General features: G+C 71.5%; 13 protein-coding genes. 4 read left to right on the forward strand and 9 right to left on the reverse strand.

What is annotated here, in order from left to right; all coding sequences use genetic code 11:
- Positions 1 to 3: 3 nt before the first annotated feature.
- The 5 genes from OG205_RS07455 to OG205_RS07475 form a co-directional block, all read right to left on the reverse strand.
- Positions 4 to 330, reverse strand: coding sequence for a hypothetical protein (locus OG205_RS07455; protein WP_330275502.1), 327 nt, complete (start codon positions 328 to 330; stop codon positions 4 to 6).
- On the reverse strand, positions 327 to 836 hold the full coding sequence (locus tag OG205_RS07460) for a SigE family RNA polymerase sigma factor (protein WP_330275503.1): 510 nt from the start codon (positions 834 to 836) through the stop codon (positions 327 to 329). The genes OG205_RS07455 and OG205_RS07460 overlap by 4 nt, the downstream gene beginning before the upstream one ends.
- Positions 836 to 1,030: a hypothetical protein gene (locus tag OG205_RS07465; protein ID WP_330275504.1), complete on the reverse strand. Its 195-nt coding sequence runs from the start codon at positions 1,028 to 1,030 to the stop codon at positions 836 to 838. The genes OG205_RS07460 and OG205_RS07465 overlap by 1 nt, the downstream gene beginning before the upstream one ends.
- Before the next feature lie 523 nt (positions 1,031 to 1,553).
- Positions 1,554 to 4,172, reverse strand: a complete 2,619-nt coding sequence (locus tag OG205_RS07470; RefSeq protein ID WP_330275505.1) for a LuxR C-terminal-related transcriptional regulator — start codon at positions 4,170 to 4,172, stop codon at positions 1,554 to 1,556.
- A gap of 54 nt (positions 4,173 to 4,226) precedes the next feature.
- Positions 4,227 to 4,466, reverse strand: a complete 240-nt coding sequence (locus OG205_RS07475) for a hypothetical protein (RefSeq protein WP_330275506.1) — start codon at positions 4,464 to 4,466, stop codon at positions 4,227 to 4,229.
- 181 nt (positions 4,467 to 4,647) lie between these two features.
- Here OG205_RS07475 and OG205_RS07480 point away from each other — a divergent pair, with 181 nt between their 5' ends.
- Positions 4,648 to 5,664, forward strand: coding sequence for a hypothetical protein (locus OG205_RS07480; RefSeq protein WP_330275507.1), 1,017 nt, complete (start codon positions 4,648 to 4,650; stop codon positions 5,662 to 5,664).
- Positions 5,661 to 6,368 carry a hypothetical protein gene (locus tag OG205_RS07485; RefSeq protein ID WP_330275508.1) on the forward strand — a complete coding sequence of 236 codons (708 nt, stop codon included), beginning with the start codon at positions 5,661 to 5,663 and terminating at the stop codon, positions 6,366 to 6,368. Before OG205_RS07480 ends, OG205_RS07485 begins: the two co-directional genes overlap by 4 nt.
- Before the next feature lie 123 nt (positions 6,369 to 6,491).
- Here OG205_RS07485 and OG205_RS07490 read toward each other — a convergent pair whose 3' ends face one another.
- Together OG205_RS07490 and OG205_RS07495 are read right to left on the reverse strand one after the other, a co-directional pair.
- Entirely contained in the window at positions 6,492 to 6,977 is a 486-nt protein-coding gene (locus tag OG205_RS07490) for a DUF1269 domain-containing protein (protein ID WP_319974084.1), read from the reverse strand.
- Between the two features lie 35 nt (positions 6,978 to 7,012).
- On the reverse strand, positions 7,013 to 8,836 hold the full coding sequence (locus OG205_RS07495; protein ID WP_330275509.1) for a glycoside hydrolase family 15 protein: 1,824 nt from the start codon (positions 8,834 to 8,836) through the stop codon (positions 7,013 to 7,015).
- Positions 8,837 to 8,986: 150 nt separating this feature from the next.
- Here OG205_RS07495 and OG205_RS07500 point away from each other — a divergent pair, with 150 nt between their 5' ends.
- Positions 8,987 to 9,391 carry a DUF7144 family membrane protein gene (locus OG205_RS07500; protein ID WP_330275510.1) on the forward strand — a complete coding sequence of 135 codons (405 nt, stop codon included), beginning with the start codon at positions 8,987 to 8,989 and terminating at the stop codon, positions 9,389 to 9,391.
- Positions 9,391 to 10,401 (forward strand): AI-2E family transporter, encoded by a 1,011-nt coding sequence (locus OG205_RS07505; protein WP_319974081.1) that lies wholly within the window; start codon positions 9,391 to 9,393, stop codon positions 10,399 to 10,401. The genes OG205_RS07500 and OG205_RS07505 overlap by 1 nt, the downstream gene beginning before the upstream one ends.
- Here the strand turns inward: OG205_RS07505 and OG205_RS07510 are convergent.
- Together OG205_RS07510 and OG205_RS07515 are read right to left on the reverse strand one after the other, a co-directional pair.
- On the reverse strand, positions 10,360 to 11,808 hold the full coding sequence (locus OG205_RS07510; RefSeq protein ID WP_330275511.1) for an alpha-amylase family glycosyl hydrolase: 1,449 nt from the start codon (positions 11,806 to 11,808) through the stop codon (positions 10,360 to 10,362). The genes OG205_RS07505 and OG205_RS07510 overlap by 42 nt on opposite strands.
- Positions 11,805 to 14,408 (reverse strand): MGH1-like glycoside hydrolase domain-containing protein, encoded by a 2,604-nt coding sequence (locus OG205_RS07515; RefSeq protein WP_330275512.1) that lies wholly within the window; start codon positions 14,406 to 14,408, stop codon positions 11,805 to 11,807. The genes OG205_RS07510 and OG205_RS07515 overlap by 4 nt, the downstream gene beginning before the upstream one ends.
- Positions 14,409 to 14,478: the final 70 nt, after the last annotated feature.

Raw genomic sequence — 14,478 nt, forward strand, 5'->3', positions numbered from 1 at the left:
GGATCACCTGGTCGTGGTCGGCGAACCCGCCGGCGACTCGGGCACGTCGGTGGGCGTGGTGCTCACCCCGCCGGTCGTCGTCCGGCTCGGCGTCTGAAGGGACGGGCCCGGCACCACCGGCGTGCTCGGAGCGCCGGGCAGGAACGCCAGTGCCAGAGCAGCGACCGCGGCCGTGGCGACGGCGCTGCCGATCACGGCGGCGGTGCGGCGACGGGACCGCACGGCCCGGCCACGCCTGATCACGCCGGCGGCCGAGTGGGAGTTCGGCGGCGCGACTTCCCCTCCCAGTGTGGAAAAAGTCGCTCGCAGGGTGTCCTCGTGCTCCATCACGCCTCCAGCCTCGACCGGGCGAACTCCGGCCCTAGCTTGCGCCGCAACGTTTCCAATCCTTTGCTGCTCTGCGACTTCACGGTGCCGGTCGAGCAACCGAGTGTGGCGGCGACATCCTCCACGCTCATGTCGTTCCAGTAGCGCAGCACCAGGACCGCGCGCTGGCGTGCGGGCATGGACGACAACGCCTCCCACACCACGAGCCCGTCCTCGGCGCCGGGGGAGACGACCAGGCTCTCGGGTGGCGCGTCGGTCAGCTTCTCCCTGCGCCAGCGCACGCGCCTGCGTTCGGCGATGAAGGTCCGGACGACGATCTGGTGCAGGTAGGCCTCCATCCCGCTCCGGTCCGCCAGATCCGGCTGCGCCAGGTAGAGCTTGAGGAAGGCCGACTGCAGCACGTCCTCCGCCTCGTGCCAGTTGCCGCACATCAGAAACGCCGTGAAGCGCATCGAGTCGACGCACCGGTCGTAGAGGTGGGTGAACTCGGATTCCCAGTTCGGCGTCATCATTGGCCCGGTGCGCGCGGCTGCAGGGACGGTTCTGATGACGGCGTGCTCCGCCACGTCATGTCGTCGGTCCGCACCACCGTCGGTCGTTGCTCGGGAGGCCGTTCCACGTCGACGAGCGTGAGCACGGGGACCAGGATTCCCGCGACAGCCAGTGCGAACACCACTGCCGCGATCACCTGTCCACTGCGCACTGCGACTCTCCGCCGGGTCAGGGGCACTCGTCAGGTGCCCTCACCCCTACCCATGCGATCGGGCACCGTTTTGGTTGCCCTCGTGTCGCGGATCACGCGAGGAGCGTCTGCGGCAGCTTCTCGACTCGCTCGGGCTCCCGGACGGGTCGAAGCCAGACGAACCTTCCTACCAGCAGACCGCCCTCTCGCCGCACGGATCCCGAAGTTGACCGAGCCGGGCATCCGTCAGATCTACCGGAGCGGGCGAGTGCGCCGCTGCCGACCATCCACAGCGGACTGGCCGTGAGTGGCTCCTGCGACCCCGAAAGTGCGCCCACGGGAACGGAAACCACTCACGACCCGGACACCCCACCCGGCTGTGCGCAGGCCGAACTGAGCACCGTCGGGGGTGCCCGCTGGGGAATTCGATGACCGAGACCCTGGCGATCGTGTCGCCGGCTCGGGGTGCGGACCGCGCTGTGGCGAGCCCGTGCGGATCAAGTGTGGCAAGGGCCGGGTCCGGGGCCCAAGGGGCCAATCGCGGTCAGATCAGACCGAGCCGCCTGGCCACGAGCACGGCGTCACGCCGCTGGTTGACGCCCAGCTTGCGGTAGATGCCGCGCAGATGCGTCTTCACGGTGTTGACGGAGACGAACAGGGAGTTGGCGATCTCTTCTGTGGTGCGCATGGACGGCAGCTCGACCAGAAGATCGCGCTCGCGACTGGTGAGCACACCCGCCGAAGTCGTTGCCGCCGTGGGCAAAGCCGTCATCGTCGTGGTGGCGAACCGGTCGAGCCTGCCGAACCGGCCTGCGCCGCGGGCGAGGAGTTCGCGCACCGGCTTGCCCGCGTGGACGAACGGCCTGATCGTGCCGACGGGTTCGGCGACCGCCAGCGCCCTGGTGACGGCCTCGTGCGAGCGCCGCTGGTCGCCGGATCGTTCCACCAGCACGGCTTCCAGCAGCCAGGCGTCGACGACGGTCGGCGCGGCGACCGCGGGCAGGTCGCCCGACAGCAGCGGTTCCACCAGTTTGCGGGCCTGGTTGACGCGGGAGTGGTGGGAGTGCAGCACGGCCTGGAGCACCGCCTGTTCTCCGCAGGGTCCGAACATCGCCTCGACCTGGCCGGGCATCGCCGCGGCCCACTGCTCGTCACCGGTCCGCAGCGCCATCCGTTGCAGCGCGGGCGCTATGTGCGCGACCACCGGCGGCGTCACCTCGCGCCCGGCGACGTCCTGCCACTGGGTGCGCAGGCGCCCGGCGACGGCGCGCGGGTCGCCGGCCGTCGCGAACGACACCGCCGCGTCCAGCGTGCGGACCGCGATCCCGACCCCGAGGTCGGGCCGGTCGCCCAGGGCCGTGGTCGCGAGCTTGGCCAGGTCGGTCGCGTGCGCGTCTTCCATGCGCAGGTAGGCGTGCACGCCCATCAGCGAGTAGGCGAGCGCGCAGGTGAAGTGCGTCTGCCACCCGCGTCTCTCGGCGAACTCGACCGCGGCCTGTGCCTGCCGCGCCCCCTCCACGATGTCGCCCATCGCGCTCGCCAGCGCGGCCAGGTGCACCCGGCAGTCCAGTTCCGCGTGGGTGAACCCCTCCTTCCTGGCGAGCGCCGCCGCACGGACCAGGTCGGTCTCGGCGGCGCGGTGCTCGCCGCGCGACAACGCCGCGACGCCGCGGTCGAGCAGGGCGGCGACGTCCGCGTCCGGTGTGCCGCTCAGACCGGCGGCCGTCCTGGCCATGATGTCGAGCGCCTCGCCGACGTGCGCGTCGAACCGGCCGCGGCGCAGCAACGCCGTGCCGTGCAACACCCTGACCCGTTCCGGTCGTAGCGCGGGGGAACCGCCGCCGATTCCCGCGAGCACCCGGTCGGCGGCGGCGAGGTCGCCCGCGTCGAGTGCGACGAGCGCCGCGACCACGCCGACCGCGGGCCGGGCCAGCACGTGGGCGGGCACCGAGGCCAGCACCGGGTGCACCTTCGCGCCGCCCGCGTGGAGCATCTCCCGCAGCACCGAGTGCTCGACGATCTCCGCGGTGAGCTGGTCCTCGCCGGCCGCGACCGCGTGCCGCAACGCCGTCAGGGGCAGGCTTTGCTCGTGGTGCCAGCGCGCCGCGGACCGGTGCAGCGCGCTCTCGTCGGCCGGACGGGTGCGGCGGAGCTCGGCGAGAAGATGTGCCCGCAGCACCGGATGACAGCGGTACCACTCGGGTGTCTCGCTCAGCCTGCTCACGAACGCGTTGGTGCGTTCCAGCTGATCGAGCACCACGCCGGGACTCGGGTGCTCCGGTGCCAGCGCGCTCGCGAGACCCGTGCTCACCGAGTCGCAGACACTGGTCGCGACCAGCAGGTCGCGCGTGCTCGGTGAGTGGGGCGCGAGCACCTCCTCGGTCAGATAGCCGTTCACGATCTCGTCCTGCCCGGTGAACATGAGCAGGCCGGCCGGGCGGGCGCCGGTCGTGTTCATCCGCATCGCCGCGAACGTGAGCCCGCCCGCCCAGCCTTCGGTGCCGTTGAGCAGCGGGGTGATCTCTTCGGGTGAGACCGGCACGTCGTACGCGGCGAGCAGCGCCTCGGTCTCCGCCCGGTCGAACGCGAGCTCGTCGGGCAGCACCTCGCGCAGCCGTCCCTCCAGGTGCAGCCGGGCGAGGTGCAGCGGTGGCGGGAACCGGCCGAGCAGCACGAGCCGCAGCCGGTCCGGTGGCTGCCGGGTGAGCAGGTCGATGGTGGCGAGAGCCTCCGGGTCACGTAGTTCGTGCACGTTGTCCAGCACCAGGCAGGCGGACGTGGGCAGGTGGTCGAACGCGGCCACGATCGCCGAGGAGAAACCCGGTTCGGACCAGGGGATCGCGTCGAGATGGCTCTGGTCCGGCCAGACGCCGGTGAGCGCGTCTCTGATCGCGATGCGCAGCCGGGCGGGCATGCTGTCGTGCTCGTTGAGGGTCAGCCACGCGACCCGGCCGGCGCGGCGTCTGGCCCACTCCGCGAGCAACGTGGTCTTGCCGCTCCCCGCGGGCCCGGTGACGAGGGTGACCGGTGCCGCCGCGACGTGACCGTCCACAACGGACAGAAGCTGGTCTCGTGCGACGAGCGGAACGGCCGAGACGGGAACCCGGAATCTGGGCGGGCTGGTGTCGTGCGCTGGTCGTTCGCACTCCGAACTGTCGGACATGAAGATGACTCTCCCCGATGGAGTTACCGTGAATGATCATGCGATCGAACCGCATCACTTCGCCGGGCAGGGGGGCCGGATCGCCTTGCCCGGCTGGGCCAACAGCACGAGCGCGCGTCCGGCCACCCCGACCAGCCTGGGCAGCAGGCCGGCGGCCGCGAGGACACCGGTGACCGCGAGTGGAGAGGTCTCCCCGCACTCGTCGTCGTCACCGGGGGCGGCGACGATGAAGGCGAACAGCACGACGGCGAGCACGATGCGACGGGAGCGGGAACGATCAGGTTGACGGCTCATGGAAGTCCGCACCTCCTTAGAGGTCCGACGCTGCTCGTCGCGCACGGGCTGGACTTCCCCCGCACAGGGCGAGCGCCGCACTCGTGCGGGTAGGCCGGTTCATCCGCGCCGGGTGAAGAAGCGGATCACCGCCTCCCCGGACTCTGTGGCCAGTCCACGACGGGGAAGAGGAGTCGCTGCTGTGCCCAAGACCTGCCTGCCCGCGCTGCGGGATCTGATCGACGTCGTCCGGCCCGCCCGGCCGGTCGCGTCCGTCTACATGGGATCGAGTCCGTTGCGTTCGTGGCGGTCGCGCTGGATCCGCCTCGCCGACCAGCTGCGCAGTGACGGAGCCGGCGACGACGTGGTCGGTGCGATCGGTGGCGCGCTGAACCGGGCGCACGACGCTGATCCGTCCGCCGGAACGTTGGTGGCGTTCGCGGGCGGAGAGGTGCCGCCGCGCGTCTTCCAGGCGCCCGGACTGCGCCATCTGGACCTCGCGTGGTTCAGCTCGCCCGCGCACGTGCTGCCGTTGCTCGCGTGGGTGCAGGACCGGCCGCCGTGCGTGATCGCCGCCGCGACCCGCGAGACGGCCGAACTGGGCACGCCTGAAGCGGAGTGGATGTCGCTGCACTACGAGGATCGGCACTGGCACGAGGGTGTGCGGTCCGTGGCGTCGGCGGTCGCGGCGATGCTGGTCCGGCAGGACGCCAGGCTGCTGGTCGTGGCGGGACAGGACGAGGTGGTGGCCGCGCTGTGGGCCGCGCTGCCGGCGCCCGTGCGGCGCGAGACGACGGTGCGCTGGGTCGGCACCGACCTGAGCCCGAGCCGGATCGAGGACGAGGTGCGCGGGGCCGCCCGCACGTGGACCGCGGGAGTGCTGGCGGACTTCCACGAACGCGGCCGCGCCCGGCGGCTGGGGGTCGAGGGCGTGGACGAGACCCTTGGCGCGCTGGCCGACGGCCGGGTCGACGACCTGTTCGTCGGACAGCCGGAGGACGTCACCGCCACCGCCTGGTACGGCCTCGCGCCGACCGACGTGGCTCCGGGCCGGCCGGTGGGGTCCCACCGCCGCTGCGGGCTGCTCGCGGACGTCGCCGTGCGAGCGGCGTTGCTGAGCGGCACGCGGGTGCACGTGATCGCCTCGGACACCCGGCAGGCGCCCGAGGACGGCATCGGGGCGCTGTGCCGCGTGCCGCTGACCCTGGTGCGGCCGTGACCGCCGAGCTGGTGCCGCTGCGCACCGCGTTCGACGTGGCGTGGCTGGGCCTGCGCCGCGACCAGGTGTGGCACTACGTCCACGAGGCCGAACGGGACATCGAGACGCTCACCGCGGACCGCGACGCGGCGGAGGCCAGGGCAGAGGCGCTCGCCCGGCACCTGGAGTCCGAACGGGAGGACAACCGCGCGTTGCGGGAGCGGCTCGACCGGCTGCGCGCCGTGCCGCAGTCCCCGTACGCGGTCGGCGAACGCCTCCGGTACGTCGTGGAGCGCACGCTCGCGCAGGCGGCCGAGATCACCGACAGGGCCACCGCGCTGGAGGACCACGCGTGGGAGTCCGCGCGCCGCACGCACGCCGAGCATCGGGAGCTGCTGGCGGAGACGCGGGTGCGGATGGCGCGGATCCTGCGGGAGGGGGAGGCGGGCCGCCGCGCGCTGGACGAGGCGGCGGCCCGCCACCGGGCGAAGGTCACCGAGGACTTCGAGCTGGCGCTGGCGTTGCGGCGCAAGCAGACCTGCCACGACGTGCGGCTGATGGAGGAGACCGCCCGCCGCCGGGCGGAGAGCGTGGTGCGGGAGGCGACCCGCCGGGCCGAGGTGATCAGCGAGCACCGCGACCACGTGGCGGACGTGCTGCGGGTCGTGCACTCGCTGCTGGGTGAGGCGGCCGCGCGGGTGCGGGTGGCGGGCCCGGCGCGGTGAACGCAGGAACCGGCCGGAGCGTGGTCTTCCGCGCTCCGGCCGGTTCATCGGCAGACGGTGGCAGGCCGGCATCGGCACCCCGGCAGTCGTCGCCGGACCGTCACCGCCGTGATCATCGAGACGTCAGGACGAGAACGTCTCGCGCAGCAGCTCCTCCTGTTCCTTGGTGAGGTTGGTGGTCAGCAGGGTTGCGCCGGTCTGCTTGAACCTCTCGGCCACCCGGTCGACGACGGCGCCCTCGGACATCACGAACAGCGCGGACGTGCCGGGCGTGACGGTGTCCCGGATCTCCTTCACGAAGTCGTCGTCGATACCCGCACGGGACATCGATCCCGCCAGCGCGCCGACACCGGCCCCGATCGCCGCGCCCAGCACGGGCACGAAGAAGATCAGGCCGAACAACAGCCCCCAGAAGCCGCCGCCGAGCGCTCCCGCACCGGTGAGCTTGCCGAGCTCCCTGGTCTTCGGCCGTTTCGCGTCCGGGTCCCAGTACACGTAGGCCGCGTCGCGAACGATGATCAGCTGCTGGTCCTGCAGCTTCGTCAGCTCCTGCAGCGCGCTGTGCGCCCCGTCGGTCGAGTCGAACTTCCACACGGTCAAAGTCGCCATGCCGATGACTGTGCGAGGCCGACGCCGCCGCGTCCTCACCCGTCGCGAGTGAGCTGGTCGTCGAGGGTGACGGCGGCGTCGATGAGGGCCAGGTGGGTGAACGCCTGCGGGAAGTTGCCCAGCTGTTCCCCGGTCACCGCGATCTCCTCGGCGTAGAGACCGACGTGGTTGCCGTAGGTCAGCATCTTCTCGAACACCAGCCGCGCCTCGCGGGCCCGGCCGGACAACGCCAGCGCGGTCACGTAGTTGAAGGTGCACAACGAGAACGAGCCCTCCGAGCCGCGCAGCCCGTCGGGTGCCGCGTCCGTGTCGTAGCGCCGCACGAGGCTGTCGCTGACCAGTGACTCCATCGCGGCGAGGGCGTCCAGCCAGACCGGGTCCCTGGGCGCGACGAACCCCACCTGCGCCATCCGCAGCAACGACGCGTCGAGGACCTGCGAGCCGTACCGCTGCACGAACGCCCCGGTGCGGTGATCCCAGCCCTGGTCCCACACCTGGCCGTAGATCCGGTCGCGCTGCGAGCGCCACCTCGCCACCGGCGCGGGTTTTCCCTCGCTCTCGGCGATGCGGATCGCCCGGTCGAACGCGACCCAGCTCATCACCCGGCCGTAGGTGAAGTCCGCGCGGCCGGCCCGCGTCTCCCAGATCCCCTCCTCCGGCTGGTTCCAGTTCTCCGCCAGCCAGTCCAGCAACTCGACCACCGCGTGCCAGCCGCAGTGCCCGATGCGCACGCCGTGCAGGTGGGCGGCGTGCACGCTGTCCAGCAGTTCGCCGTAGATGTCGAGCTGCAGCTGGCCGGCCGCGTCGTTGCCGATCCGCACGGGCGACGACCCACGATGTCCCTCCCAGTGGTCCAGCACGTGCTCGGTGAGGTCGGCCGACCCGTCGACCGCGTACATCACCCGCAACGGCTCACCCTCCACGAACCGCTCGGTGAGCCACCCGCCGAACGCCGCCGCCTCGTCGGTGAACCCCAGCCGCAGCAACGAACCCACCGCGAACGAGGCGTCCCTGATCCAGGTGTAGCGGTAGTCCCAGTTCCGCTCGCCGCCGAGCTGCTCGGGCAGGCCGGCCGTCGGGGCGGCGACGATCGCCCCGGTCGGCGCGTAGGTGAGCAGCTTCAAGGTGATGGCCGAACGGTCGACCGCCTCCCGCCAGCGGCCGCGATAGGTGCCGCGGGCGAGCCAGTCGTGCCAGAACCGCACCGTCCGCTCGAACAGCTCTCGCGCCTCGGCCGCGGCGACGGCGCGCGGCGGACCGTCCACACCGGACTCCAGCACGATGCCGCGGGTCTGCCCCTCCTCCAGGCTGATCGTCGCGCGCAGGTCACCGGTGTCGGTGATCTGCCCGGACACCAGCCGCGCGTCGCCCGGTTCGCGCACGGCGTGCAGCACCAGGCCGAACTGGCCGCACGCGAAGATCACGCCGTCGTCGGTGAGGTGCGCGCGGTGCGCCCGGCGGCCGTAGTCGAAGCGAGGGGCGACGTCGAGTTCGAACGTGATCCGGCCCCGGACGCACCGCACCAGGCGCACGAGCCGGTGCCGTTCGGACGGGCCCTCGTCCGGCAGCGGCGGCATGAAGTCGACGACCTCCCCGGTGCCGTCCTCGGTCATGAACCGGGTGATCAGCACCGCCGTGTCCGGGAAGTACAGCTGCTTTCCGGTGCCGGTGAACCCGGCGGGCCGGATCCGGCAGAACCCGCCCCGCTTGCGGTCCAGCAGGGAGGCGAACACCGAGGGCGAGTCGAACCGCGGGCAGCAGAACCAGTCCACCGTGCCGTCGGTGGACACCAGCGCGGTGGTCTGCAGGTCGCCGATCAGCCCGTGATCGGCGATCGGCGCGTACGGGGGTGTGGTCATGGTGCCGACGCTCGTCCGCCGAACGGCCCAGGTCTTCACCCGCCGGAGCGGACACGTGCCCAGGCACTCACACGCGGCGGGTGAAGATCCACGCCTCGGCGCGGGGGCACGGTGAGCCCGACCAACGCTTCGGGAGACAACGGAGGCACGATGCAGGACACAGGCTGGCTCGGCTGGATCTGGTTCGCGGGCATCATGATGATCGTCATGGGGGCGTTCAACGCCATCGAGGGGCTCGTCGGGTTGTTCCGCGGCGAGTACTACGTCGCCAACGGCGAGCAGGTGATCGTCTTCGACCTCACCACCTGGGGCTGGATCACCCTGTTGCTCGGCGTCCTGGTGGTGGTCGCGGGCGCCGCGCTGCTCTCCGGCGCCGCGTGGGCCAGAGTGATCACGGTGATCCTCGCCGCGGTGAACGCGGTGGCACAACTCGCTTTCGTCTCGGTGCACCCGTTGTGGTCCACGATCGTCATCACGCTGTGCGTGGTGGTGATCTGGGCCGTGGTGGTGCACGGCAGCGAGGCGGCGGCAACGCTCGAGTCGTCATCTCGTTGATGCCACGCGCATTGACGATTCTGCTCGGCGCCGCGTCGGCGGTGGTCGTGGTCGCCGGGGTGAAGGCGATCGCGTGGCTGGTGGCGCCCACCGTGCTGGCGGGGCTGATCGTGATCGCGATCAGCCCCGCGCACCGGTGGTTGCGCGGCCGGGGCGCACCGTCCTGGCTCGCGACCACGGCCGTCGTGGTGCTGGTGTACGCGGTGCTGGGCGCGATCGCGGTGACGGTGGTGGTGTCCGGTGTGCGACTCGCCGGGATGCTGCCCGAGTACGCGGGTCACCACCTGGTGCAGCAGGCGGAGCACGTGCTCGCCGGCCTCGACCGGGGCAAGGTGCTCGCCTCGATCACCGGACTGCTCTCCGACCTGACCGGGCTCACCACGAGTCTGGTGTTCCTGCTGGCGCTGCTGCTCTTTCTCGGCGTCGAGGTGCACTGGACCGACAGCAGGCTGGCCGAGATCGCGGACCAGCGGCCGCATCTAACGGTGGCGCTGCGGGAGTTCGCCCGCCGCACCCGGCGCTATCTGCTGGTGACGACGGTGTTCGGAGCGGTCGTGGCGGTTCTGGACACGGTGGCGCTGGCGTTGCTGGGCGTCCCGCTCGCGCTGCTGTGGGGCGTGTTGTCGTTCGTCACCAACTACGTTCCCACCGTCGGCTTCGTGCTCGGGCTGCTGCCGCCCGTCGCGCTCGCCCTGCTGCAGCACGGTCCGCGCCGCGCACTGGCGGTGCTGGCCGTGTACGGGGTGCTGAACTTCGTCGTGCAGTCGTTGGTGCAGCCGCGTTACACCGGGGACGCCGCGGGGTTGTCGACCACCACGACGTTCCTCTCGCTGGCGTTCTGGGCGTGGGTGCTCGGCCCTCTCGGCGCGTTGCTGGCGGTGCCGCTCACCGTGCTGGTCAAGGTGCTGCTGGTGGACGCGGACCCGCGTGCGGGCTGGGCCGCCGCCCTGCTCCGCACGCGGGCTCGATCACGCCACGGACAACACGTGGAAACCCCACGGGCGCAGTGACACGAAGAGTCCCTCGGCGGTGAGGTCGCGGTCGAAGACCTCACCGCCGAGCAGGTCCGTGAACCGCCAGGGCCGCGGCTCCCAGTCGAGCGGAATCCGGGCCTGCGCGGGTGAATCGGAGAAGTTGACCACCACGACGTGCCGGGACCCGCCGACCTCGATCCACTCCCACGCGAGCAACGAGCGGTGCGACTGGTTGTCCGGCCAGCCCTCGGTGCCGAGCAGGAACCACTCGCCGCACCGGAGGCGGTGCTCCCGCACGGTCGCGAGCAGATGCCGGTACCAGGCGGCGAGGTCGTGGTCGAGCGGCTCGTCCGGGCGGCGGTTGAGGAACACCGGTGGCCGGACCGTCCTGCCCTCGAACTGGCCCTCGTACCACAGCGTCGCGCCCGGCAGCGTGGCGATGACGACCGCGGCGGCCCTGGCGGCGTCCGGCGGGAGCGTGGCCGCCAGCCGCGGTTCGTCCTGGTTCTCCAGGAACCGCACCAGCTTCGCCTGGTAACCGATGTCGGCACGCAGGTGCGCGCGCACCCCCTCGACGTCCCGCGAGACGAGCCGGTCGTAGAGGCGTTTGTCGTAGCAGAAGGCGAAACCCTGCTGCTGCAACGTCCACTCCATGTCCCAGTACGCCTCGGCGATCAGCACGGTCTCGGCGTGCTGATCGCGCAACCCGTCGATGATCTCCGGCCAGAACTCCCGCTCGGGCGCCTCGCGGCCCCAGGTGCGCGCGAACACGTCGTTGGTCATGAGCATCGCCATGTCGCACCGGATGCCGTCGCAGCGGGCCGCGATGCCGGCGAGCGTCGTCGCGGCCGCGGTCCGCAGGGCGGGGGAGAAGGCGTCGAGCTGCACGACGTCCGGCCACGGCGGGAAGTACGGGTCCCGGCCGCGCGCGAAGATGTGCTCGCCGATCGCGAGCCAGCGCTCGGGATTCTCCGCGTAGTTGTCCACGTCACCGCGGACGAACAACTCCGGATGGTCGGTCACCCACGGGTGGTCCGGCGCCACGTGGTTCGGCACGAAGTCGAGCACCAGCCGCACCCCGCGGATCGCGAGCTCCGCCCTCGCCTGCGCGAGGCCGTCGTCGCCGCCGAACTCCTCGGCCACGACGTAGCGCCGCACGCAGTACGGCGACCCGCTCACGTCCTGCGGGCGCAGGTCCGGCAGCGCGGCTTTGAACGACGCCCGCAACCCGGACCGCGCGTTGGCGAGCGCCAGGCCGGTGGTGCTGCGCTCCCACACGCCCATCAGCCACACCGCGTCGACTCCGGCCGGCGTCACGGCGTTCCAGGCGGAGGCAGGCACCTCGGCGAGCGTGACGGGCCGTTCGGCGTCCCGCGACAGCTCGCCCAGCCACACCGCGGTGTTGATCTCGTGGACGACGGGCCGGTCCGGCCATCCGCTCATCGCACGTCCTCCTTCGCGGGCACGCGGGACAGCAGCGCCACGAGCGCCGTCCAGCCGGTCTGGTGGCTCGCACCGATGCCCGCTCCGTTGTCGCCGTGGAAGTACTCGTAGAACAGCGGCAGGTCCCGCCAGTGCGGGTCGTCCCGGTAGCGCGTCTGTCCACCGTGGACCGGACGGCGACCGTCCTGCCCCGGCAGGAACGTCGCGAGCAACCGGTCGCCGATCTCGCCCGCCACCTGCTCGAGGGTGAGGCGCCGCCCCGACCCGGTCGGGCATTCGACGGTGAAACCGTCCCCGTAGTAGGTGTGCAGATGCAGCAACGCGCGCACGACCATCGCGTTGATCGGGAACCACACGGGGCCGCGCCAGTTGGAGTTGCCGCCGAACATGGAACTGTCCGACTCCGCGGGCTGATAGCCGACGCGATGCTCCACGCCGTCCAGCGTCAGTACGTACGGATGCTCGGCGTGCCACCGTGAGAGCGACCGGACGCCGTACGGCCCCAGGAACTCGTTCTCATCGAGCACCCTGGCGAGGATGCGGCGCAGCCTGCTCTCGTCGAACAGCGCGAACAACACCGGCCCGTCGCCGTCGGTCTGCGCGCCGTGGCCCCACAGCGCGGCCCGCACCGCGGGATGCCGGTCGAGGAAGCTCCGCATGCCGTCGACGAGTCCGGGATGGTCGTGCCGCAGCTCGGCGCCGACCACGGTCGCGGCGGCGAGCGGGATCAGCCCGACGGCCGACTGGACGCGCAGCGGCGTCGACGTGCCGTCGGGATTTCGCAGCACGTCGTGGAAGAACCCGTCCTCCTCGTCCCACAGCCCGTTGCCGACGTGGTTGGTCGCCGCCGCGATCCACGCGAGGTTCTCCAGCAACGTCGCGGCGTGCTCCAGGTAGACCGGGTCCTCGCGCGCGAGCTCCAGGGCGATCTGCAACAGGTTCTGGCAGAACAGTGCCATCCACGCGGTGCCGTCCGCCTGGTCGGTGCGCCCACCGGCAGGCAGCGGGGCGTTGCGGTCGAACACGCCGATGTTGTCCAGCCCCAGAAAACCGCCCTGGAACAGGTTGCGGCCGTCGGCGTCCTTGCGGTTGAGCCACCAGCCGAAGTTGCGCAGCAGCGGCGGGAACACGCGTTCCAGGAACGCCCGGTCACCGGTTCCGGTGGTGTCGCGGTCGTACTGGTAGACGAACCAGGCCGCCCACGCGTGCACCGGCGGGTTGACGTCCCCGAAGTTCCACTCGTAGGCGGGCAGCTGCCCGTCCGGGTGCAGGTAGCGGCGGCCGAGCAGCATTTCCACCTGCTGCTTCGCGGCGGCCGGGTCCACCACCGCGAGCGGCACCGCGTGGAACGCGAGGTCCCACGCGGCGAACCACGGGTACTCCCACTTGTCCGGCAAGACGACGACGTCCCCAGCCGCGAGGTGCCGCCAGTCCTCATTGGACAGACCGGTCGGTGCGCCGATCGGGTCCGCGCCGCGTTCGGTGAGCCAGCGCTCGACATCGAGCCCGTAGTACTGCCGCGACCACAGCAGCCCGGCCAGCGCCTGCCGGCACACCAGCCGTTCGTCGCTCTTCGGATCGCCGCCGAGCACCTCGTCGTAGAAGTCGTCGGCCTCCTCGCGCCGGGCGGAGATCACCGCGTCGAACCCGCCGAACGGCTCGTCCGTGGCGGCGGTGGTGAAGCGGACGCGGACGGTCTCGCTGCCACCCGGCGGAATCGTCAGCACGTGGTGGGCGGCGGCTTTCGTGCCGACGCCGTCCGGAGCGAGCGCGGTGAGATCTCCGCGCAGCACAGCGCGTTCGATGCCGTCCTTCACGTACGGGGTGGTGTTGGGAATGCCGAAGACCCGCTCGTCGTCGGTCTCGTTGCCGGTGACCATCAACTGGCCCTCGGCGTACCACCACCACACGCCGAGCTCGGGGTGCGCGGCCCGCACCGTGCCCGTGCCCAGCGTGTGCAGTGAGGGCTCGGAGGTGCCCGCCCACGACCACGTGTGCCGGAACCACAGCGTCGGCAACACGTGCAGCGTCGCCTCGTCCGGCCCGCGGTTGTGCGCGGTGATCCGCATGAGGACGTCCTCGGGGCCTGCCTTGGCGTACTCCACGACGACGTCGAAGTAGCGGTCGTCGTCGAAGACGCCGGTGTCGAGCAGCTCGTACTCCGGGTCGTCGCGGCCGCGCTTCCCGTTGGTGACGACCAGGTCGTCGTAGGGGAAGACCCGCTGCGGGTACTTGTAGAGCATCCGCTGGTACGACGAGGTGGGCGTGGCGTCGAGGTAGAAGTAGCACTCCTTGACGTCCTCGCCGTGGTTTCCCTCGCCGTTGGTCAGGCCGAACAGCCGTTCCTTGAGGATCGGGTCGGCCCCGTTCCACAACGCCAGCGCGAGACACACCCGCTGCCGGTCGTCGCTGAAGCCCGCGAGCCCGTCCTCGCCCCAGCGGTAGGCGCGATAGCGCGCCTGGTCGTGGGTGAACGACGTCCACGCGTCGTCGCCGTTCGACGCCTCCCGGACCGTGCCCCACTGCCGTTCCCCGAGATACGGTCCCCAGCGCCGCCACTCGTCCGGTTCCCGCAGCCTTTCCTTCTCCGCACCGGCCACGTCGTCCGCCCTTCGCTTGGCACATCAGGTGATCGCCAGGCTGGTGGTGGACGGGACGCGACGGGTCACC

The organism is Lentzea sp. NBC_00516 (assembly GCF_036346835.1).
Taxonomy (GTDB): domain Bacteria; phylum Actinomycetota; class Actinomycetes; order Mycobacteriales; family Pseudonocardiaceae; genus Lentzea; species Lentzea sokolovensis.

Coding starts and splice junctions, on each gene's coding strand:
- OG205_RS07460 (WP_330275503.1), bottom strand. CDS start 836: ATGACGCCGAACTGGGAATCCGAGTTCACCCACCTCTACGACCGGTGC.
- OG205_RS07495 (WP_330275509.1), bottom strand. CDS start 8,836: ATGACCACACCCCCGTACGCGCCGATCGCCGATCACGGGCTGATCGGC.
- OG205_RS07510 (WP_330275511.1), bottom strand. CDS start 11,808: ATGAGCGGATGGCCGGACCGGCCCGTCGTCCACGAGATCAACACCGCG.
- OG205_RS07490 (WP_319974084.1), bottom strand. CDS start 6,977: ATGGCGACTTTGACCGTGTGGAAGTTCGACTCGACCGACGGGGCGCAC.
- OG205_RS07505 (WP_319974081.1), top strand. CDS start 9,391: ATGCCACGCGCATTGACGATTCTGCTCGGCGCCGCGTCGGCGGTGGTC.
- OG205_RS07500 (WP_330275510.1), top strand. CDS start 8,987: ATGCAGGACACAGGCTGGCTCGGCTGGATCTGGTTCGCGGGCATCATG.
- OG205_RS07475 (WP_330275506.1), bottom strand. CDS start 4,466: ATGAGCCGTCAACCTGATCGTTCCCGCTCCCGTCGCATCGTGCTCGCC.
- OG205_RS07470 (WP_330275505.1), bottom strand. CDS start 4,172: ATGTCCGACAGTTCGGAGTGCGAACGACCAGCGCACGACACCAGCCCG.